Annotated in this window: 22 protein-coding genes and 2 pseudogenes; 21 read left to right on the forward strand and 3 right to left on the reverse strand. The window is 28.4% G+C overall.

Annotation, left to right across the window (positions count from 1 at the left end; genetic code table 11):
* Nucleotides 1-99 precede the first annotated feature (99 nt).
* The 13 genes and pseudogenes from Q0F58_RS09850 to Q0F58_RS09905 all read left to right on the forward strand — a co-directional run.
* Nucleotides 100-384: pseudogene (locus tag Q0F58_RS09850) on the forward strand (FAD-dependent oxidoreductase); the annotation flags it as partial.
* A 294-nt stretch (nucleotides 385-678) separates the two neighbouring features.
* Nucleotides 679-1,590, forward strand: coding sequence for a haloacid dehalogenase-like hydrolase (locus tag Q0F58_RS09855; RefSeq protein ID WP_294375743.1), 912 nt, complete (start codon nucleotides 679-681; stop codon nucleotides 1,588-1,590).
* A 710-nt stretch (nucleotides 1,591-2,300) separates the two neighbouring features.
* Nucleotides 2,301-3,005: a Crp/Fnr family transcriptional regulator gene (locus Q0F58_RS09860; protein WP_294375746.1), complete on the forward strand. Its 705-nt coding sequence runs from the start codon at nucleotides 2,301-2,303 to the stop codon at nucleotides 3,003-3,005.
* A 195-nt stretch (nucleotides 3,006-3,200) separates the two neighbouring features.
* Nucleotides 3,201-4,934 (forward strand): hydroxylamine reductase, encoded by a 1,734-nt coding sequence (gene hcp / locus Q0F58_RS09865; protein WP_294375749.1) that lies wholly within the window; start codon nucleotides 3,201-3,203, stop codon nucleotides 4,932-4,934.
* A 423-nt stretch (nucleotides 4,935-5,357) separates the two neighbouring features.
* Nucleotides 5,358-6,134, forward strand: coding sequence for an FAD-binding oxidoreductase (locus Q0F58_RS09870; RefSeq protein ID WP_294375752.1), 777 nt, complete (start codon nucleotides 5,358-5,360; stop codon nucleotides 6,132-6,134).
* Nucleotides 6,135-6,290: 156 nt separating this feature from the next.
* The gene (locus tag Q0F58_RS09875; RefSeq protein ID WP_294375753.1) at nucleotides 6,291-7,739 is read left to right on the forward strand and encodes an NADP-dependent glyceraldehyde-3-phosphate dehydrogenase; all 1,449 of its coding nucleotides are present in this window, start codon (nucleotides 6,291-6,293) and stop codon (nucleotides 7,737-7,739) included.
* A 254-nt stretch (nucleotides 7,740-7,993) separates the two neighbouring features.
* Nucleotides 7,994-8,506 carry an ECF transporter S component gene (locus tag Q0F58_RS09880; protein WP_294375756.1) on the forward strand — a complete coding sequence of 171 codons (513 nt, stop codon included), beginning with the start codon at nucleotides 7,994-7,996 and terminating at the stop codon, nucleotides 8,504-8,506.
* Between the two features lie 339 nt (nucleotides 8,507-8,845).
* The gene (locus tag Q0F58_RS09885; protein WP_294375758.1) at nucleotides 8,846-9,196 is read left to right on the forward strand and encodes a hypothetical protein; all 351 of its coding nucleotides are present in this window, start codon (nucleotides 8,846-8,848) and stop codon (nucleotides 9,194-9,196) included.
* Nucleotides 9,197-9,873: 677 nt separating this feature from the next.
* Nucleotides 9,874-10,716, forward strand: a complete 843-nt coding sequence (gene licT, locus Q0F58_RS09890; protein ID WP_294375760.1) for a BglG family transcription antiterminator LicT — start codon at nucleotides 9,874-9,876, stop codon at nucleotides 10,714-10,716.
* Nucleotides 10,717-10,852: 136 nt separating this feature from the next.
* On the forward strand, nucleotides 10,853-12,700 hold the full coding sequence (locus Q0F58_RS09895) for a PTS beta-glucoside transporter subunit IIBCA (RefSeq protein WP_294375762.1): 1,848 nt from the start codon (nucleotides 10,853-10,855) through the stop codon (nucleotides 12,698-12,700).
* Nucleotides 12,701-12,712: 12 nt separating this feature from the next.
* The gene (locus Q0F58_RS09900; RefSeq protein ID WP_294375765.1) at nucleotides 12,713-13,552 is read left to right on the forward strand and encodes a PHP domain-containing protein; all 840 of its coding nucleotides are present in this window, start codon (nucleotides 12,713-12,715) and stop codon (nucleotides 13,550-13,552) included.
* Nucleotides 13,553-13,681: 129 nt separating this feature from the next.
* Nucleotides 13,682-13,783, forward strand: a complete 102-nt coding sequence (locus tag Q0F58_RS19630; protein ID WP_367118167.1) for a VOC family protein — start codon at nucleotides 13,682-13,684, stop codon at nucleotides 13,781-13,783.
* 15 nt (nucleotides 13,784-13,798) lie between these two features.
* Nucleotides 13,799-14,062: a hypothetical protein gene (locus Q0F58_RS09905; protein WP_367118168.1), complete on the forward strand. Its 264-nt coding sequence runs from the start codon at nucleotides 13,799-13,801 to the stop codon at nucleotides 14,060-14,062.
* 190 nt (nucleotides 14,063-14,252) lie between these two features.
* Here Q0F58_RS09905 and Q0F58_RS09910 read toward each other — a convergent pair whose 3' ends face one another.
* Entirely contained in the window at nucleotides 14,253-14,615 is a 363-nt protein-coding gene (locus tag Q0F58_RS09910) for a hypothetical protein (protein ID WP_294375767.1), read from the reverse strand.
* Nucleotides 14,616-14,812: 197 nt separating this feature from the next.
* On the opposite strand from Q0F58_RS09910, the pseudogene Q0F58_RS09915 reads away from it, so the two are divergent.
* The 6 genes and pseudogenes from Q0F58_RS09915 to Q0F58_RS09940 all read left to right on the forward strand — a co-directional run.
* Nucleotides 14,813-15,976: pseudogene (locus Q0F58_RS09915) on the forward strand (AAA family ATPase); the annotation flags it as partial.
* Nucleotides 15,977-16,129: 153 nt separating this feature from the next.
* Nucleotides 16,130-16,723, forward strand: a complete 594-nt coding sequence (locus tag Q0F58_RS09920) for a nitroreductase family protein (RefSeq protein ID WP_294375770.1) — start codon at nucleotides 16,130-16,132, stop codon at nucleotides 16,721-16,723.
* A 157-nt stretch (nucleotides 16,724-16,880) separates the two neighbouring features.
* Complete coding sequence (locus Q0F58_RS09925; protein WP_294375773.1) at nucleotides 16,881-17,075, forward strand: hypothetical protein; 195 nt, start codon at nucleotides 16,881-16,883, stop codon at nucleotides 17,073-17,075.
* A gap of 52 nt (nucleotides 17,076-17,127) precedes the next feature.
* On the forward strand, nucleotides 17,128-17,337 hold the full coding sequence (locus Q0F58_RS09930) for a hypothetical protein (RefSeq protein WP_294375775.1): 210 nt from the start codon (nucleotides 17,128-17,130) through the stop codon (nucleotides 17,335-17,337).
* A complete protein-coding gene (locus Q0F58_RS09935; protein WP_294375777.1) occupies nucleotides 17,334-17,750 on the forward strand; it encodes a hypothetical protein in 417 nt (138 codons plus the stop codon). Before Q0F58_RS09930 ends, Q0F58_RS09935 begins: the two co-directional genes overlap by 4 nt.
* A gap of 52 nt (nucleotides 17,751-17,802) precedes the next feature.
* Complete coding sequence (locus tag Q0F58_RS09940) at nucleotides 17,803-18,390, forward strand: HD domain-containing protein (RefSeq protein ID WP_294375780.1); 588 nt, start codon at nucleotides 17,803-17,805, stop codon at nucleotides 18,388-18,390.
* Nucleotides 18,391-18,534: 144 nt separating this feature from the next.
* Here Q0F58_RS09940 and Q0F58_RS09945 read toward each other — a convergent pair whose 3' ends face one another.
* Both Q0F58_RS09945 and Q0F58_RS09950 read right to left on the reverse strand, forming a co-directional pair.
* Nucleotides 18,535-19,569 (reverse strand): GLUG motif-containing protein, encoded by a 1,035-nt coding sequence (locus tag Q0F58_RS09945; protein WP_294375782.1) that lies wholly within the window; start codon nucleotides 19,567-19,569, stop codon nucleotides 18,535-18,537.
* An 84-nt stretch (nucleotides 19,570-19,653) separates the two neighbouring features.
* The gene (locus Q0F58_RS09950; RefSeq protein ID WP_294375783.1) at nucleotides 19,654-19,914 is read right to left on the reverse strand and encodes a hypothetical protein; all 261 of its coding nucleotides are present in this window, start codon (nucleotides 19,912-19,914) and stop codon (nucleotides 19,654-19,656) included.
* Nucleotides 19,915-20,086: 172 nt separating this feature from the next.
* On the opposite strand from Q0F58_RS09950, the gene Q0F58_RS09955 reads away from it, so the two are divergent.
* Together Q0F58_RS09955 and Q0F58_RS09960 are read left to right on the forward strand one after the other, a co-directional pair.
* Nucleotides 20,087-20,398 (forward strand): hypothetical protein, encoded by a 312-nt coding sequence (locus Q0F58_RS09955; protein WP_294375785.1) that lies wholly within the window; start codon nucleotides 20,087-20,089, stop codon nucleotides 20,396-20,398.
* A 305-nt stretch (nucleotides 20,399-20,703) separates the two neighbouring features.
* Nucleotides 20,704-21,690 (forward strand): cation-translocating P-type ATPase (locus Q0F58_RS09960; protein WP_294375787.1); only part of this gene is annotated, 987 nt, incomplete at its 3' end.

A 21,690-nucleotide genomic window follows, 5' to 3' on the forward strand; every position in this document is an offset into this window, starting at 1 on the left:
ATATAATTTAGCTTTAGTAATTCTATTGGCGAAAGTATCAATTGGTAAATCGTCATAAAATAATTCACTCAAAACAATGTCAAACTTGAACATCATGCTGAAGCAATATGTACAGGAACACTTGCAGGACACAATGCAGTAAGGCTTGCAATGGGAATGCCGCTCTTAATACTTCCATCATCAATAGCAATAGGAGATATAATTTCATATGCAAATGAAAAAGCAGCAACAAGGGAAGGACGTAAGGCAAGATACACATTTGCAGGAGCAGGATACTTTAAGAGAATGCAGGAACTTGGTCTTTATACTACTGATATAAAAGAAATAGAAGAAAGAGTTAAAAAGGTTAATCTGGATAATATATTTAATCAGAAATTGTGTTGAAATTAAAACTGATTTATAGATGGAAAATAATATAAAAATTAATTATTTTTTTAATATAACAGCTGATAAACTAAATAGACACTATACTTGAAGAAGAAAAGGAAAAGCTCGAAGAGCTTAGGAAATGGAAAAAAGGATTATTACAACAGATGTTTGTATAAAATATAGTCTGACAGATGATTAATTATTGTCTGTTAGGCTGTATTTATATTTTATAGAATGTTTTATTTTAAAGATTGAATTGTTATAATATTCATAAAAAGTATAAATATTAAAATAAGGGAGGTTATATAAATGTCGAATATAATAGCAATAATATGGGATTTTGATAAAACATTAGTTGATGGATATATGCAAGATCCTATTTTTGAAGAATACAAAGTTGAATCACAAAATTTTTGGAATGAGGTCAATAGCTTACCTGAAAAATACAAAAAGGAGCAGAATGTTAAAGTTAATCCGGATACAATATATTTAAATGCATTTATAAAATATGCACATAAAGGAATATTCTCAGGTTTAAATAATGAGAAGCTAAAAGAGTTTGGGAAGAAACTAAAATTTTATAATGGAATTCCCGAAATATTTGAAAAAACAAAAAATAAGATTGCAAATATACAAAAATATAAAGAATTTGATATTAAACTTGAGCATTATATAGTTAGTACTGGAATTACTCAAATAATAAGAGGTTCAGTTGTAAATAATTATGTAGAGGATGTATGGGGATGCGAGTTTATTGAAGAAACCGATAAGGATGGAAATAAATTAATAAGTGAGGTTGGATATACAATTGACAATACAACAAAAACACGTGCTTTATTTGAAATAAACAAAGGAGTAAATAAAAGAGAAGGTATTAATGTTAATGATAAAATGGAAAAGGAGGATAGAAGAATTAAATTCGAAAATATGATATACATAGCAGATGGACCAAGTGATGTGCCGGCATTTTCAGTTGTGAAGAAGAATGGCGGCCATACCTTTGCAATATATCCAAAACAAAATATTAAGGCTTTTAAACAAGTAGAGCAATTAAGAAAAGATAATAGAATTGATATGTATGGAGAAGCTGATTATTCAGAAGGAACTACTACGTATATGTGGATTACTAATAAAATTGAAGAAATTGCTGAAAATATATATGAAAGTGAAAAAAGTAAAATTGCTAAGTATGCTTCATCTGCACCTAAACATATTATCTAAAAAGTGATTTACAATTGAAAATCAAGAATATGTTTTATTTTATATTTTTGAAATGCCAATCTATATAATCCATGGAGTGTAATTCAGTATGTTATAATTTTATAAAATGGATGAATTGAAATTTTTGGGGAAAATATAAAAAAGGGAAATTTGATTGAAAAGCTGAAATATACCGAAATGAAATATACCGAAACTTATGACAAAAAATGATTTTATAGATTTATATATTTATTAAAAAATGAGAATGAGATATTAAATTCAGAGGAAAATACACAGTTGTTTATATTATCATTCATGCAAATTTAATAGGGAGGTGGAATATGTTGTACAGTGAAATTGTAAATTTACTAAAAACGAGAGATTTTATTTTTGAAAATGGATAATAAATTTATAAATATGATAAATTACCAAAACATTATATTTAGTATGGAGCTATTCAGAGTAACTTATGATAACTTAATCTGAATAGCTCATTTTTACTTTCATGATATGCTGTTTGAAAATCAGAGGTATTGAGGAAGTATTTTTTATATAAGTTATACTATATGCATCATAATAGGAGAAAATATACATAATCATGTATGATATATATTCAAAGTATAAGTAAATCAGCCAGAGAATGTAACAAGTGAGACGGACAGAAAAGAAATATAAAAATTATAATAATAAAATAAATTGATTTAATGAATACATATTAAGGAATGAATGAAATGAATAATGGTTGTTGTAATAAATGTAATAAAAAATTATGTGCAAGTAAAGTACCTATATTTGAGAATTTAGATTGTGATGAATTGTTAGAAATAGTAGAAATGATAGTTCATAAACAATTTAATAAAGGTGATACTATTTTTACAGAAGGAAGTCTAGCAAATACTCTTTTTTTTGTAAATGAAGGAAAAATAAAATTATACAAATATAACAAGGATGGAAAAGAACAGATACTTCATATATTATCTGAAGGGGATTTCTTTGGTGAGTTAGATTTACTTAAAAATTCAGAATATAAATTTAATTCAAAAGCTATAGAAAAAGTGAAAATATGTACACTCACTAAAAATGAAATGAGAAACATAATAATGAACAATCCAGAGATTGGAATTAAGTTATTGGAAAGCGTAGGACAGAGATTATCGGCTATTGAAAATCTTGCTCAGAATTTATCAACTAATGACGTGGATTCCAGAATAGCTTATTTATTAATTAATCTTATGGAGAAATATTCTGAGAAAATTGATAAACATAAATCTCTTAAACTTCCAATAACAAGAGAAGATATGGCAAATTATATTGGAGTGACGAGAGAAACAATAAGCAGGAAGCTTAAAAAATTTGAAGATGAACATATAATAAAACTTGTTGGCACTAAAGGTATTATAGTTCTAGATGAAGAAGGGTTAGAGAGTTATATTTAGAAAATTATTTATAAGTGTAACATGTGTTACATCCTCTATGGATTTTTATTAATATAATAGGTTTTGTAATTAATTCAGGTTATAATTTATAAAATTGAAGATAACTGATGGAAATATTATTTTTACTAAAATTCAGAAGAAAAAGCTTTATTAATTAAATAAAGGTTTTATTAATAAAATGTAGGAGGAAATATAATGGAAAATAAAATGTTTTGTTTCCAATGTCAAGAAACAGCAGGATGCACAGGATGTACACAATTTGGTGTATGTGGTAAGAGTCCAGATTTAGCAAGAATGCAGGATTTATTAATATATGTAACTAAGGGAATATCAGAGGTTACAACAAGATTAAGAGCAGAAGGAACAAAAATTGATTCTAAAGTAAATAACTATATAACAATCAACTTATTTACTACAATTACAAATGCAAACTTTGATGATGCAGTATTTTATGAAAGAGTTAAAGAAACTTTAAAATTAAAAGCACATTTAATGTCACAATTAAAAAACAAAAAGGATTTATCACAGTGTGCTTTATGGACTGCTTCTTCAAACAGCGAAATTGACTCTAAGATGGGGTTATTAGGAAAGATAAAGAAGATATTCTCATCAGATAAAGATAATTCGGCTCAAATAGACGATGTGGTTTTAGATGCAAAATCAACAAAAGTTGGTATTTTAGCAACTAAGGATGAAGATATAAGAAGCTTAAGAGAGCTTATAACATATGGATTAAAAGGTATGTCAGCTTACTTAAAGCATGCTAATGAATTAAATTATGACAGTGAAGAAATCAATGCATTTATGCAGAAAACATTAGCTTCATTATTAGATGACAGCTTAAGTGTAGATCAATTAGTAGCATTAGCTTTAGAAACAGGTAAAGTCGGAGTAGACGGAATGGCACTTTTAGATAAGGCTAATACTGAAAGTTATGGAAATCCTGAAATATCTACAGTTAATATAGGTGTAGGAAAGAATCCGGGAATATTAGTATCAGGACACGATTTAAGAGATTTAGAACAATTATTAGAACAAACTAAAGGAACTGGAATAGATGTATATACTCACTCAGAAATGCTTCCAGCTCACTACTATCCACAATTAAAGAAATATTCACACTTAGTAGGTAACTATGGCAATGCATGGTGGAAACAAAAAGAAGAATTTGAAAGCTTCAATGGACCAATCCTTATGACTACTAACTGTATAGTACCGCCGACTAAGAAGGAAACATATAAAGAAAGAATGTTCACAACTGGTGCAGCAGGATTTGAAGGATGCAAGCACATTGAAAGAGATGCTGATGGAAAGAAAGACTTTTCTGAAATCATAGAAATGGCTAAGAAATGCAAAGCTCCAACAGAAATAGAAAAAGGAGAAATAGTTGGTGGATTTGCTCATGCACAAGTATTAGCATTAGCTGATAAGATTGTTGATGCCATAAAGAGTGGAGCAATTAAGAGGTTCTTTGTCATGGCAGGATGTGACGGCAGAGCTAAGGCTAGAAACTACTATACTGATTTTGCAAAGGCTCTTCCAAAAGATACAGTTATATTAACTGCTGGATGTGCTAAATATAAGTACAACAAGCTTAACCTTGGAGATATTGGCGGAATTCCAAGAGTATTAGATGCTGGTCAATGTAATGATTCATACTCATTAGCATTAATTGCATTAAAATTAAAAGAAGTATTTGAATTAGAAGATATAAATCAATTACCAATATCATTTAATATAGCATGGTATGAACAAAAGGCTGTAATAGTATTATTATCATTATTATACCTTGGCGTTAAGAACATCCATTTAGGACCAACTCTTCCAGCATTCCTTTCACCAAATGTTGCTAAGGTTTTAGTTGAAAACTTCGGTATCGGTGGAATCACTAATGTTGAAGATGATATAAAGATGTTTATGGAAATGTAATTTGATGATTTAATTAAATGAAATATTTATAAAAAATCCTAATATTTGTAGGCATATTGTAACTGTAAGGTTATGATGTGCCTTATTTATATAATCAGTATTATTTAATTTTGATGTATCAACTGATTATTATTGAAGTTATAAAATAAATTATAAGCAGCTTGAAACAAATAGATTTCAAGCTGTTTTTAGTATGTCTTATGTAGCAATAGGAACTACCATTATTTAAAGGTAAGATAAAATAAAATAATTAGTTTGTTTTCTATACAACTTAATAAAATTATAAAAAATTCAATAATTTGATTCAAGTCACATTTTGTTTTTTATTGAAAAGATATAATAAAGTCACAAGGTAAGCAAGAAACAAGATAAAAAATACAAATATAGAGAAAAAAATATGTATATGAACAGGAGAAGAATGATATGAAAAACAACATAAAAAATGAAAATAGCATATGGAAAGGATTTAAAGAATGCAGAGTATTTAAAATAGTTCAGGAAGATAACAATGTAAAATCATTTTATTTAAATTTTGATGATGGATGTCCAATGCCAGAATTTAAAGCAGGTCAGTTTATAGCAGTCAGAATAAAAAATGAAGATGGAAGTTATTCAAAACCTAGACAGTATACTTTATCATTAAACTACAATGAGAGTTTTTACAGAATAAGTGTTAAGAGAGAAAATGAAGGACATCTTAGCAGAAGGTTATGTGATGAAATAAAAGACGGAGACAATATTGAAATTACAATTCCTATGGGAAAGTTTGTATTAGATGAAAGTGATAAGCCACTCATTTTATTAGGTGGTGGAATAGGCATTACACCAATGCTTACAATGGCATATGACAGCTGTAATAGCAACAGCAATAGAGAAATACATTTCATATATAGTATACCTAATATGCAAAATCATAGTTTTAAAGATGAAATTGAATGTCTTGATGAAAATAAAAATTTTAAAAAGACAATATTTTATACAAGACCTTTCAATAATGAAGAATGTGGAAAAGACTTTGATGTAAAGGGAAGAATTACAAAAGAATGGATGGAAGAAAATCTTCCAAAGGATGGAATGTTTTATTTCTGCGGTCCAGTACCATTTATGAAAAATGTTTATCAAAATCTTATAGCAATAGGGATTAAAAAGGAACAGATTAACTATGAAATGTTTGGGCCAGGTGCAGATATAACAAAATAGGAAATAACATATATTGAAATCCAGTTAAATATAAAAATATTTATTATAAAAATAGAAAAAGATAATATAAAGAAAAAAATTAATAAAATAATAGACAATATAAATAAAGGGTAGTAACAAAAGAAAAAATTATTTAAATAATCAGGAGGAAAAATTATGCTAAATAATTTAAAAGATAAAAATAATATATATAGAAACTTAGTAAATGGTGAATGGGTAGAAAGCAAGAGTGGAAGATTTATAGATATAAATTCACCAATTGATAATTCATTATTAGGCAGAGTTCCTGCAATGACAAAGGATGAGGTGGATACTGCAATGGAAGCTGCAAAACAGGCACAGAAAGAATGGAAGAAAAAATCTACAAGTGAAAGAGCTCAGACTTTATATAAAGCAGCAGATCTTTTAATGGAAAATATAGATGAATTATCTAAACTTATGATGATGGAAATTTGTAAAGATATGAAAAGCAGCAGATCAGAAGTTTCAAGAACAGCAGATTTTATAAAATTTACAGCAGATAGTGCTAAAAATTTATCTGGAGAAAGCATTCCTGGAGATAGTTTCCCTGGCTTTAAAAATAATAAAGTATCAATTGTAAAAAGAGAACCACTTGGAGTAATTCTTGCTATATCACCATTTAATTATCCAGTAAATTTAGCAGCATCAAAGATTGCACCAGCAATAGTTATAGGAAATTCTGTAGTACTAAAACCAGCAACACAGGGAAGTCTATGCGGACTGTATTTAGCAAAGATATTTGAAATGGCAGGTGTTCCTAAAGGAGTGTTAAATACAGTTACTGGAAGAGGAATTGAAATTGGAGATTATATTACTACTCACAAAGATATAGATTTCATAAACTTTACAGGAAGCAGTGAAATAGGTGCGAGAATTTCTAAACAGACAACAATGGTGCCACTATTAATGGAATTAGGTGGAAAGGATGCAGCCATAGTTTTAGAAGATGCTGAACTTGATCTTACAGCAGATAACATTGTAGCAGGTGCTTATTCATACTCAGGTCAAAGATGTACAGCAGTTAAAAGAATTTCAGTAGTAGATAAGGTAGCAGAAAAGTTAAAATTAAGAATAGAAAAACTTATAGTAGGAAATCCGTTAGAAAAGGATGCAGTTGATGTAGTTCCATTAATAAGTAATAAAGCAGCAGATTATGTTTCAGAACTTATGGAAGATGCAAAATCAAAGGGCGCAGATATTATTATTGGCGGGCAGAGAGATGGAAATTTAATTTATCCTGCACTTTTTGATAATGTCACTACAGATATGAGACTTGCATGGGAAGAACCATTTGGACCAATATTACCGATAATTAGAGTTAAAGATAAGGATGAAGCTATAAAAATAGCAAATGAATCAGAATATGGCCTTCAAAGCTCTGTGTTCACAGAAAATATAAATGATGCATTTTATGTGGCAGATAAATTAGAAGTAGGAACAGTTCAAGTGAATAATAAAACAGAAAGAGGTCCTGATCATTTTCCGTTTTTAGGTGTAAAATCTTCAGGTATGGGAACTCAGGGAATAAGATATTCTATTGAATCAATGTCTCGTCCTAAAGTTACAGTGCTTAATTTTAAATAATGTGCAGATAGATTTTACGGAGAAATAAGTGAACATAATAATAACCTAAGTATAAATAGTGATGAAGTATAATTTTGAATATATCTGGTTTTGCTGAAGATATTGATGCTAAAATGTAACGATACAATTTGTATAAGCAAATAATTGTGATATTATATAAAAAAAGGATTTATAAATATCAATGCATTGTTATATTTTAAATTTTATAAAAATCAAAAGAAAGAAACGTTATAGTTTTGTGAGGAGAATAAAAGATGAAAATTGAAAACAGAGTAAAATGGTTGACATTTACAGCTTTATTTATGTCAATGAATATCGTATTAAGTTCATTCAGCATACCAGTACCTGGAGGACACTTATATTTAAATGATGTTATTATATGTACTGCAGCAATTATTTTAGATCCATTAGGAGCATTTATAGTAGGAGGAGTTGGAGCATTTCTTGGGGATATGATATTTTATCCAGCACCAATGTTTGTATCACTTGTAACTCATGGAGTTCAGGCAGTTGTAATTTCACTATGTGCAAACAGATTATTTAAAAATCGTGAATATATTGGTGCTGTTGTAGGTGTTACATTAGGAGCAATTATTATGGTGGCTGGATATACATTTGGACGTGCTTTTATCTATAGCACAGTTGAATATGCAATTGTTAAGCTTCCATTTCAATTCCTTCAGGCAATAGTTGGAGCTGTATGTGGAGTGATATTATGCTATAATGTAAAATTAAAAGATAAATTTGCAAAAATTGCACTGGGATAATTTAAAATCGTTATATACATGCAAAGGAACAGTGGATATATTAATGTATTCACTGTTTTTTATTAATATTTAATTTAAAGATATAATATCGATTTCATCTATTTTTTTACATCTGTTTAGCTTTTTGTGACAGGCAAAATAAATGATTAATAAGATTAACGTAGATGGTACTATAATTTCAAGATTAGCTATAATAAATTCTTTTTATTGTCTGTTTGTTTAATCTTAATATTATCAAGGGTATAAGTAATGATGTTTGTATATATAAATATGTAACTGGTATATAGTTATAATAGGGATTTTTGTAAAAATATTGATGGGGACATTCTTCTAGAACCTTTGCAAAAAGTAAATCCAATTGGTACAGAGGAATTTAAATTTTATGTAATAAATAATAAGGAGTCTAATCTTACATCATATTGGAATGTAAGCAATCCAGGACCATATATTCTTGAGAAATATGAAGAAGGACAATGGAAAGAACTTAAATATAAATCAGGATATGGCGAGGTTATTCCTGATGTGATTAATATTTTAGTCACTAAGACAATTAATTTAGAAACTGTACAATTAAATAAATTTGAAGGTTTTGATAAATCAAATCCAGGCAGGTATAGAATTACTTTTTATGGAACTTATGAAAGTGATAATTCAAAAGGTACAGCAAGTATGGAATTTGAAATAAAATAATAAATCATTTGTTGAAGTTTTAAATGTTCATTATTGGTAATTTATTCATTTACATTATATTTTTGTTTGTTTTGTAACTTATATTGGGGGTTGTGGCACAAAGATTAAATCATCTTAAGTTTCTCTATTTGTTCCAATAAGCATTTATTATATTGTATATGTTGTTAATAATAATTTAGCAACTGGATGAGATTGGTTTGAAGGTGCTATAACACTTATCATAGCATTGTTTATAACTACTATTTTACCTGTACAACTTCTTAAAGATACAAATACTCCTTATCCTATACCAGAGGATCAAGTTGAATCCTGTGATAGAGTGCAGACTTTTGCATCTCTTGAGAGGAAAGGAAAAAAATAAAATTTATCTCTTTGATGAAGTTGAAATGAAAAAATTTAAATAGATTTAGGTGGTATTTAAAGGTTGTGAATATAAATAAATTAGTTGTTCCTGAGTGGTGCAGTCACTGGCCATCATCTTATGAAAAGTCTGGTGATTTTGACTGGGAAAATGAGTTTTTATTTTAATGTAATGGTTGACAAAGTTGTGTAAGCGTTGTAATATGTAAGTGTAATATATGGATTGTAATAGCACTTGGCTTGCTACACAAAACCTATTTACAGGTATTATTTTTATACCTGCAAATAGGTTTTATTTATTTATGGGGGTGATTTTAGTGATAATAAATAAGATTTTAAATAATAATGTTGTTATAACATATGATTATAATGATAAAGAAATCATTGTAATGGGAAAAGGATTAGCTTATGGCAAAAAAAATGGTGATCTTATTGACGAGGGGAAAATCACTAAGAAATTCATTTTAAGCAGCATAGAATATCCCAATCGTCTTGTTGATGCATTTAGTAGTATTCCTAGTGAATACATTGAATTATGTGATGATATTATAAGGTATGCAGAACAAAAATTATCTACAAAGCTTGATGATACATTATATATATCATTGTTAGACCATATAAGTACAAGTATTGATAGGTATAGGGATGGGGTAATATTAAAAAATAAGTTACTTTGGGAAATGAAACATTTCTATAAAGTAGAATATGAGATTGGACTATACGGAATTTCTTTAATAGAGAATAGATATAAATTAAAAGTCACAGAAGATGAGGCAGGATTTATTGCATTGCATATTGTAAGCGCTGAGATAAGTAGTGATATTCAGGACATATATGATATCACAGGTTTTATACAAAATATACTAAATATAGTTAAGTATTATTTTAATTATAATTTCAATGTTGATTCACTTGATTATTATAGATTTATAACGCATCTTAAATTTTTTGGACATAGAGTATTTTCAAAAAAAGAAGAGAAAGAAAATAGAATTGAGAATAATTTGCTAGATATAATAAAAGAAAAATATGTAGAATCCTATTTATGCAGTTTAAAAATAAAAAAGTTTATTGAAGAAAAATATTATTATTATTTAGATGATGATGAAATTTTATATCTTACAATACACATCACAAAACTTATAAGCTCTCAAACTTAATATAAATAATTACATAAATATTAACTAATTAAAGGTGGTGATTTGAGCAAAATATAAATCATTTATTGTAGGATAGTAACATTAAGTTGGCTAAACCTTCATTTTATTAATCATAATATGAAATGGAGGAATCAGAATGAATTATGAAGAAATGGCTAGGAAAATTTTAGATGGAGTTGGAGGAGAAAAAAATATAAGCTCTTTGGTTCATTGTTCAACCAGATTAAGATTTGTACTTAACTCTGAAGCAAAAGTAGATGATGAGAAGATTAAAGCAATTAAAGGTGTATTATCTGTCGTGAAAAAAGGAGGTCAATATCAATTAGTAATTGGAAATGATGTTGATAAAGTCTATAAAAAAATTGTAGAAATGACTAAGTTAGACTCATCTAAAGGTAATGAATCAAAGGACAAAGAAAATATTATTAATAGAATTTTATCAGTAATTACTGGATCTATAGCTCCAATGATACCATTATTAGCTGGGGCAGGAATGGGAAAGGTATTACTTTTAGTTTTAAATATGCTTGGAATTTTAAGTAAAACATCTCAAACATATGTAGTATTAAAACTTATTTTTGATACTGGATTCTATTTCATGCCTGCATTTGTTGGTTTTTCAGCTGCAAAAATATTTAAGTGTAATCAGTATTTAGCAGGGTTTATTTGCTTGGCAATGCTTCATCCAGATTGGACTGCATTAGTATCTGCTGGAGAAGCCGTTTATTTTATGGGAATCCCATTAGCTTTGGTTAAGTATTCGTCACAACTAATAACTGCTCTTTTAGTTGTATGGGTAATGTCATATATTGAAAAATATGTTTATAAGTATGTTCCAAATATGGTTAAGGTCTTTATGGCACCACTATTAGTTATGATTATAACTGCACCATTGGGATTTGTTGTAATTGGACCAGTAGGAAATTATATTGCAGAATTAGTAGCAGATACTGTATTATTTGTTCAACAACATTTTGGAATTGTTGCAATCCCAATATTAGCGGCTGTTTATCCTTGGCTAGTATCAATTGGTATGCACAAGGCCTTAAGCCCAATTTGTGTAATGCTTATTGAGCAAAATGGATTTGATCCTGTTACTCGTGTAATTGCCTTATGTTCTAATATTTCTCAAGCAGCTGCTTCATTAGCAGTATCAATTAAAACTAAAAATAAGGAATTTAGACAAATTGCATTTTCATCAAGTGTAACTGCATTTTTGGGGGGAATTACTGAACCAGCCATGTATGGTGTTACACTTAAGTTGAAAAAACCAATGTATGCCTGCATGATTGGTGGGGCTACAGCAGGATTGTTTGCAGGAATTGTTAAATTAAAGGCTTACGTTTATGTTACACCAGGATTATTAAGTTTACCTATGTGGGTATCTGAAGGGAGTAATGATTTAATTTATGCTATTATCACATTAATTATATCTGCAGTAGTTACATTTATTGCTACATTAGTTATTGGATTTGATGATCCAGTTGGAGATATAAAATTAGTAGAGAATAAAAAAAATATAAATAGCAGTATGTGTAAAGAAGTGTTATCACCGTTAAATGGAAAAGTGGTTCCTTTAAAAGAGGTTAATGATGAAACTTTTTCAAGTGGAATAATGGGAAGTGGAATTGCTGTAATTCCTAGTGAAGGAAAAATATATGCTCCAGGCGATTGTTTAATAAAAGCATGCTTTAGTACAGGACATGCTATTGGTATTGTAGTAGATGGAATAGAAATATTAATTCACGTCGGAATAGATACTGTGTCTTTAGATGGTAAGTATTTTAATTTGTTAGTATCACAAGGTCAAAATGTAAAGAAAGGTGAGCTTTTATTAGAATTTGATATGGATAAGATAAAAGAAGCTGGATATGATCTAACAACAATGGTTATTATTACTAATAGTAATGATTATATGGATGTTTTGCCAAGTGATAAAGATACAGTTAATAAGGATGATACTTTGCTAACTGTAGTAGTTTAAGGAGGAATTGAAATGATATATGCAGATTTACATGTACACACTAATCATAGTGATGGTATTTGTGAAATTAGAGATGTTCTTTCAATGGCGAAAGAAAAAGGAATTAAGGCAATAGCAATTACTGACCATGATACAGTTGATCAGTTTGATGAAGTGAAAAGAATAGGCGATAAATTAGGCATAGAAACAATTAAAGGTGTTGAAATGAGTTGTTATGATAAAGATGTTTACAAAAAAGTTCATGTAATAGGATTATGGCTTAATGACGTTACACCTAATATAAAGCAGCTATGTGATGAAACATTAAGATGCAGAAACAATTATCATAAAGAGTTAATTAAAGAATTAAATAAAAAAGGTTATGATATTACTTATGAAGATGCAAAAAAATACTCTAAGTACAGTATAGTTTTTAAAATGAATATTTTTCAAGCCTTGAAAGAAAAATATCCAAAAGAGATGACAAAAAGTAAATATCGTGAACTTTTTGCTTCAAAGACATCTAAAGAAACTGATCTAAAAATGGGGTATATTCCTGTAAAAGAAGGTATTAATGCAATAAAGAAGGATGGTGGAATACCAATAATTGCACATCCATGTGAATATAATAATTATGATGAAATTGAGAAGTATATTGGATATGGGTTAAAGGGAATTGAGATAAATCATTCTAAAATGAAAGAGGTAGATTATGAAAAAACATTAAACATAGCAAATAAATATAACCTTGCTAAAAGTGGTGGAAGTGATTTTCATGATCCTAAATTTATTACTTTTGGAGAATTTGGCTTAAATAAAGAGCAATATATTGAACTAAAAAAATATTTTGAAATAGAAAAGGAACATAGCTGATTTAATAATATTATTATGCTAGAATCATCTCATGATTTTTTCAAAGTAGATTATAATTATATAGTTATTGAATAAGCAAAGATATTGTAATATAATAAAAGACCATAAATAAATGAGGAGGAATTTTATGTGGTAGATAAAATCGGTAAGATTACAATATACGTTAACAATCAAGATGAGGCTAAGAAGTTCTGGACTCAAAAGATGGGATTTGTAGTTAAATTTGAATAAGAAATGGGCCCAGGAATGAAGTGGATAGAAGTAGGACCAAGTGAAAGTGAATTTACTACTTTTGTTTTATATAATAAGAGTATGATGGAATCACAGAATCCAGCTGCAAATGTTGGTCATCCATCAATATTATTAAGTACTACTGATATAAATAAGACTTATGCTGAACTAAAAGATAATGATGTTGAACTAGGAAAGTTAATGGAAATGCCATATGGAAAGATGTTCTCATTTAATGACAATGAAGGAAATGCATACTTAATAAGAGAAGATAAATAATTAAATAGAATATATTAGAGGAGAACTTAGATAAGTTGTCCTCTTTGTATTAATGTATTATAAATTAATAATGTGCACAGAAGAGGATAATTGAATGAAAAGAAAAATAACATTAAAAATAGAGTATTTTCCTAAACTATGTTTTTAGAAAAATACTCGTATTATTTTTATTTCAAAAAAGCTTAGAAATTTATAAATTTCTTAAGAAATCAGCAACGAACTCCTTAGATTTGAGATGTTCTGGTGAATATAAAAATTGCTGTTCAAATAAATTAGAAACTGAATTGATAAATGCAGTATCAGTACATATCTTACTTTCAGATATATGGTTGTTATCAAAAATAATAAGATATTCATTTTTTTTACACCAGCAATGAAAAGATGGTGTAAAAGGAATTGGAGTCTCTGAGTATAGGCATATGTTTAATTTTTCATTTGATAATAAATAGTCTGCTAATTCTTTCATATGCCTTTTAAATTGACTATTTGAAGCTACTAATTTAGGGAATTGCCCAAACTCTTCTCTATAAACTATATTTTCGTTATTAGCCATTTCAATTAGTGAATTAATGGAGTAAAAATGTTTTTTTTCATTTAATCCATGGTAAGTTCTAAAATTATGTTTAAATTCTTTAAATATATCAAATTCATTTTTTATAATATCCTCAGAGTCTATAGAATTACAAAGTATTTCATAAAATAATTCATCACTTATAATTGGATAAAATGAAGGGATATTATTATAGTAATAAGAAAGTAATTATTCTTATAGATGAGTATGATGCGCCTCTTGAAAATTCGTTTTTTGAAGGGTTTTATAAAGAAATGATCAGTTTCCTTCGTTCAATTTTTGAATCAGCCCTTAAAACAAATTCATCACTTGAATTTGCAGTAATAACAGGATGCCTTAGAATTTCAAAAGAATCAATATTCACAGGACTTAATAATTTAGAGATAATATCAATTTTAAATAAATCATATGATGAGTATTTTGGATTTACACCAGAGGAAGTTAAGAAAATATGCAGAGATTATAATGTACAAAATAAATATGAATTAATAAAAGAATGGTATAATGGCTATATTTTTGGTGATTCTAATGTTTATAATCCATGGAGTGTAGTGCGTTTTGTAAAAGACCTTGGTTTTGATATAAATGAATATCCATCTTCATACTGGGCTAATACAAGTTCAAATAATATTGTAAAAAGCCTTATAGAGAGAGCAGATGATGAAACCAAAAAGGAGATAGAAATTCTTATTGAAGGGAAAACTATAGAAAAGCCAGTTCATGAAGATATAACTTATGATGAAATATATAAGAGTATGGACAATTTATATAACTTCATGTTCTTTACAGGATATTTTAAAAAAGTAAGTGAAAGAATGGATGAGGAAGATAATAAATTTATAGAATTTGCAATACCCAATAAAGAAGTAAAATATATTTTTAGAAGAAAAATCTTAAACTGGTTTGATGAAAGAATAAAATGTGAAGATAGAACTAAGCTTTATACTTCAGTACTGCAGGGAGATGTAAAAACATTTCAAAGTGAAATAAACAGGCTTTTAAGAAAGACCATAAGTTTTAATGATGCATATGAAAATTTTTATCATGGATTTCTTACAGGAGTGCTTTCAGGAATGGATGGGTATATAGTTAAATCCAATAGGGAAGCTGGAGATGGAAGAAGCGATATTTATATAAGGCCTGTGTCCATATTTGACAGAGCAGTAATAATTGAAATAAAGATATGCGATAAGCCTAGAGAAATTTTTATAAAATATGACAAGGCACTTGAGCAGATTGAAGAAAAGAAATATGAGGAAGAGCTTAATGAAGAAGGCTATGAAGATATAATAAAATATGGTATAGCTTTTTATAGAAAAGATTGCATTATAAAAATGAAATAACAAGTGTAAAAAGAGCAGATAGTTTTAATTTTATATAAAGCTATCTGTTTTCTATATCATTATGGGAGAGTAATTTTAAAAGAGGAAATAAAGCTGTTACATAATATGTTATAATACTAATATATTACATATTATGCAAAGGCGGTTAATAAAATGGATAGTATTAAAGAACGCAGAAGTATTAGAAAGTATAAAGATGTTTTAGTAGAGCGTAAAGTTATCGATAAAATTATTGAAGCTGGCATGCTTGCACCATCAGCTAAAAACAGACAGCCATGGAAATACATTGTTTATACAAATGATTCAAAAGACAGATTATTAGATGAAATGGAAAAGGGATTTCAGAGAGAGCAGCATGGAACAGCTATTTTACCAGATTCGGCTTATGGACTGCCAGATGCATTTAATACCCTTAGAATTATGAGGCAGGCTCCTGTACTTATTATTGTTTTAAATATAAATGGACAATCTCCTTTCAAAAGCATAAGCACAGATAAGAGAGTGACAGAAATCTGTGATTCATTATCGATAGGTGCGTCTATAGAAAATATGCTGCTTAAAGCAACTGAACTTGGCCTTGGTACACTATGGATTGCAAATACATGCTTTGCATATGATGAATTAGTGAATTGCATTGGAACTGAAAATCAACTTATAGGAGCAGTTTCTTTAGGATATGCAGACGAAGCTCCTGTGGCAAGACCAAGAAAAAAGATTCAAGATGTTGTTGAATACAAAGGCTTATAGATAATATTTTTAATAATGAAGACGTTATGATGCTATGTAAGAATTATAGTAATTGTAATAAGTATTGTGAGCTTGTTATTATATATGTTCTATAATGTTATACTATAGGAGTTAAATTATATGGAATTTAGATTAGCGATTTAGGGAATATTTGTCATTGATGCTTAATAAAGCAAAAGAAACAGCAAAGAGCTTGAATGTTGAACATTTAAGACTTTTTGTAGTTGATATAAATAAGCTGGCTATTCAATTATATATTAAAAATGGCTTTATAGGAGCTTTAGGAATTTACAATGAAGTTATAGATGAAGAGCTTGTTTTACATGAATATGGATATGAAATAGAGTTGTAATTTTATAGAATATTTGTTGAATATTATTTTATATGTAAAAGGATAATAAGGTGTGAAATATAGAGAAATAATGAAATTTTGGAAAGAGGATGATTTATTCAGGTATTCTTATGATGATATACAGATATTTAATTTTCCTGAATCAATAAATTATTTTTTTGTTAATATAGGAGTTATTATTAATGATGAATTTATAAAAAAGTGTAATTATAAATTTTTAAATAAACTGTTATGGAAAATATTGATGGTGAAAATTATGTGAAATTCGTAGAATTTTTTTTACCTCAGATTGGATTATATATTAAACAATTGACAGGAGAAATTTTCTTTATATCTAAAGATAGTATTAATAAATTAATGTATTGTAATAAAAATATTGAAGATTATATAATATTTGAAACAATTCGGTTTAAGCTTTTATTAAAATATCCTGGAGTGGAAGATAATGATATGGAAGCATATAATTATGCTAGAGAAGTATTGGAGTATTTTTTGAAAATAGACTGTAAGTCAATTTATAAGAATTCATACTGGTTTAATAAATTAGGAGATTATGCAGAAGGGTATATTGCAGATAATTATAATAAAATAAAAAAAGTAATAAAGCAAAACAAATATATGACTTTTGATGATATTTTTTATGACATTATATTAAAAGATTTTGATTTAGAGTAAGGATAAGGTGTAATGCTATCAAGTTATATGAGAGGAGAGGAAGTTACTATAAATGGATACACGTTTAAAAAAGCAGTTGGAGTTTATATTGGAAATTGACAAGGAAAAGAACATCTTCCGTCAGACTCATTTATCAAGTCATGGAAGAAACGAAAATGATGCAGAGCACGCATGGCACATGGCAATTATGGCATATCTTTTGCAAGAATATTCAAATGAAAAAATTGATATTGCAAAGGTAATGATTATGTGTCTTATTCATGATGTGGTAGAAATTGATGCAGGTGATACTTATGCCTATGATGCAGAGGGACTGAAAACTCAGAAAGTTCGTGAAGATGCTGCAAAAGAAAGAATCTATTCACTATTGCCAGATGATCAGAAGATAAGTTTACAGGCAGCCTTTGATGAATTTGAAGAAAATAAAACAGCAGAAGCAAAATTTGCTCATGCTATGGACAATCTTCAGCCATTACTATTGAACAACAGCAACAATGGCCATGATTGGAGAGAACACAAGGTGACAAAAGACCAGGTTTATGGCAGGCAGTCTAAAACAAAGGAAGGTTCTCAAATATTATTTGAACTTTCAGATTCAATAATCAAAGAGAATATTAAAAAAGGCAATATTCGTAAATAACTTACATAAAGGGAAAAGTGGAGAGAGTACTCTGTCCTGAAAAAATTGGAGAATGACATAAAACAAAAGATTGGTTATATTTTAATATACCAATCTTTGTTTTATGTTTTATATAATTTTCTTTAATACATATCAGTCCGTGATTTATTGGTCAGCACTTTCATACATGCAAGAGGTTGTACCAACTTGTTCTGTGCCCTGTACACCATTAATTGTAATATCTGCACTGCAATTTTCAATAGTGCTTCCTTCTGCACGTCCAGCAATTGTACCAGGTGTAACAGCTTTATCTATAGAACCCTTTACAGAAGAATTTGTAATCTTAAATGCAGTTTCTTCTCCATAATAGTAAAGGCCTGTTCCAACTAAGCCTCCTACATGAGTGGCACCGTCAGCTTTAATCTTAACATCAGCTTTGCAGTTATCAATTATACAAGGATAATTCTTTGTTGAAAAACCTTCTGTTTCAAGGCATATATCTGGATTAGAGTGAGTTCCAGCATATCCACAGAGTCCACCTATTGCATGTCCTCCTTTTTTACTTTCAATTGTAACATTAGATGTACAATTTGTGATAGAATCCATCATTTCAAGGCAGCCGCCAATTCCACCAAGACCAGCAGGTTCATTACCTTCAGCTTTTATAGTACCATTTGCTGTACAATTATCTATTGTACCTCCAAAACTTCCTCCAATTACAAGGCCGCCACATTCAGCTATATCATCTTGAATAATTTTGTCTCCAAATTCATTATCTCCAATTACAGTGATAACAGCATTTTCAACAGTACAGTTTGATACTTTGCTGTTGTTTCCACCTACAATACCTCCTGTACAGTTATTTCCATTAATCTGTGAATCTCCAGATAAAGTGATATTATCGACTGTACCCATGTTATATCCAACAACGGCTGCTATTGCTACAGAAGTTTTTCCGTTGACTTTAACTATGGCATCCTTGACTTTTAAATTTTTTATTTCTCCACAATTTACACCAAATATTCCGGTTCCACATATGAAATCTTCATCTGAAGAATAATTTAGATTTGAAATAGTATGATTTTCACCATCAAAAGAACCTGAAAATAATGTGGATTTATTTTCCTTATCATTCATATTTCCGATAGGTGTCCACTTTACATCTTTTAGATTTATATCTGACATGAGCTGAATATGCATTCCGGTATATCCATTTATAGTGGAAACTGTTTCATTTGATAATCTGTTTATTGATAAATCTCCTGCACCTATGTACTGATAATCTCAATTATTGAATATACATTCAAATCGTCCTTTTCTGCAATGGTTGATTTCTATTATATTATTATAGGGAAGCTTGTTTTTATTTTTCCCATCTTTCATATGAAAGTCATTATAGAATAGTTCTATTCCTGGAAGGATGTGATATTGTGTGATAACTCCTGTACCAGTTTCATTCTGCATTTTATATATTGAACCTCCATCTATTGTAACTGCTTTCTGTACTTTTGGATTAAAGAAATCTGTTATTCTATTTGTCTGCAAATGCATCACCCTTTGTTATGAAAATAAATTTATCTAATTTACAATATACTACTTTTTTAAATAATAATCTAATAAATGTTGTGTGAAAAATATAAGATTATTATCAGTTAAAAAAGATGGAACTATGATTTAATAATCATAAAATGAATTGCGTTTTTAGAGGTGATATATTATGGATACAATTATAATAAAGTTAGATTCTGAAAAATTGGAAAATCCAGATTTAGATATAATTTATAATTTGCCAGAAAGAATTGAAGAATATACAAATAAAAAAGTAAATGATAATGGATATGACTATTTATTAGATATAGAGATTGGTTTATGGTTTGATGCAGATTCAGAAGAAAGATATAAAAGCATACTTAAACTTATAAAAAATGAAAGATTTAGTGATAATGATTTATCGAAAACAGCAGAGATTTATATATCTAAAAAGGATACAGCAGACATTAATGAATGGAGGAAAGTTTATCCTCTATAAATAAAAAAATTAATTAGAATATGATTTGCATGTTACACATAATGATATAACTTAATTATGATTTGATTTTATGACAGCTTTAATTTTAGAGCTGTCATTTTATATTTCAAGATTAAATTTTTTAAAAATGTTTATTTATGTAATCGTTGGTTTTATATGTAACAAATAAAAAAATTAAACTAATTTTCAAATAAGTGTTGACAAGATATGGAATGAGATATATACTATAAAACATATTAAACCTACTAAACCGATAGGATATATAAAAATAGGGGAGATTTATAAAATGTAAGAAGGTGAATATGATGGAGCAGACAATTTCATATAAAATCATAGGAATGACCTGTATGTTGTGCAGCAGCGAAATTGAAAATAAAATAAAGAAACTTAAAGGAATAAAAAATGTAGATGTAAATTATTCTACAGAAACAGCAATAGTTGTACATGATAAAGAAATGTGCAGTAGTGATGAAATAAGAAATTGTATAACATCTTTAGGTTTTTACATTGATGATGAGCAGGGAAAAGGTTCAGCAAAATATATACAAAATCTTAAAAATAAAGTTATATTAAGTTTTATATTTACTGTTCCTCTTATGATAGCAATGCTTTTATGTAATGTTGAATCGTGCTGTGTTATCATTGATCCAAATTATGAGAGCAGTGTGGCGCAGATTACAGCAATACTTAGATATAAATTGTATTTTTTACATAGTTGGAAGGTACAGATGATATTAGCAGCAATAGTTCAATTCATTCTTGGAAGGAAATTTTACAAAAATGCATTAGCATCAATTTTGAATAGAAAGCTGGGAATGGATCTTCTAGTTAGTTTAGGCTCAATTTCAACTTTTGCTTATAGTATCTACTGTGTATACAAAAATAATGGAGAATTTGGAAACCAGTTATATTTTGAATCTGGAGCAATGATGATTTCATTTATTCTTCTTGGTAAATATCTTGAAGCTTTAGCTAAAAGAAGAACTAATAATACTTTAAACAGTTTGAAAAAAATGCAGGATGATAAAGTTATTGTTGAAATCAGTAATGGAGATATAGAAAAGGATGTTAAGAATATAAAAGTAGATGATGTAGTTATAATTACTCCAGGCCAACAGATTCCATTAGATGGAATAATAATTGAAGGAGAAAGTTCTATAGATGAGTCATTGATAACTGGAGAAAGCATGGCTGTTTTAAAAAAAGTAGGAGATAAAGTATTTGGAGGAACAATAAATACTTATGGAAGTTTTAAATTTAAAGTTGAAAGGACAATTGATGAAGGCTTTCTT

The organism is uncultured Clostridium sp. (assembly GCF_934754915.1).
Classification (GTDB): domain Bacteria; phylum Bacillota; class Clostridia; order Clostridiales; family Clostridiaceae; genus Clostridium.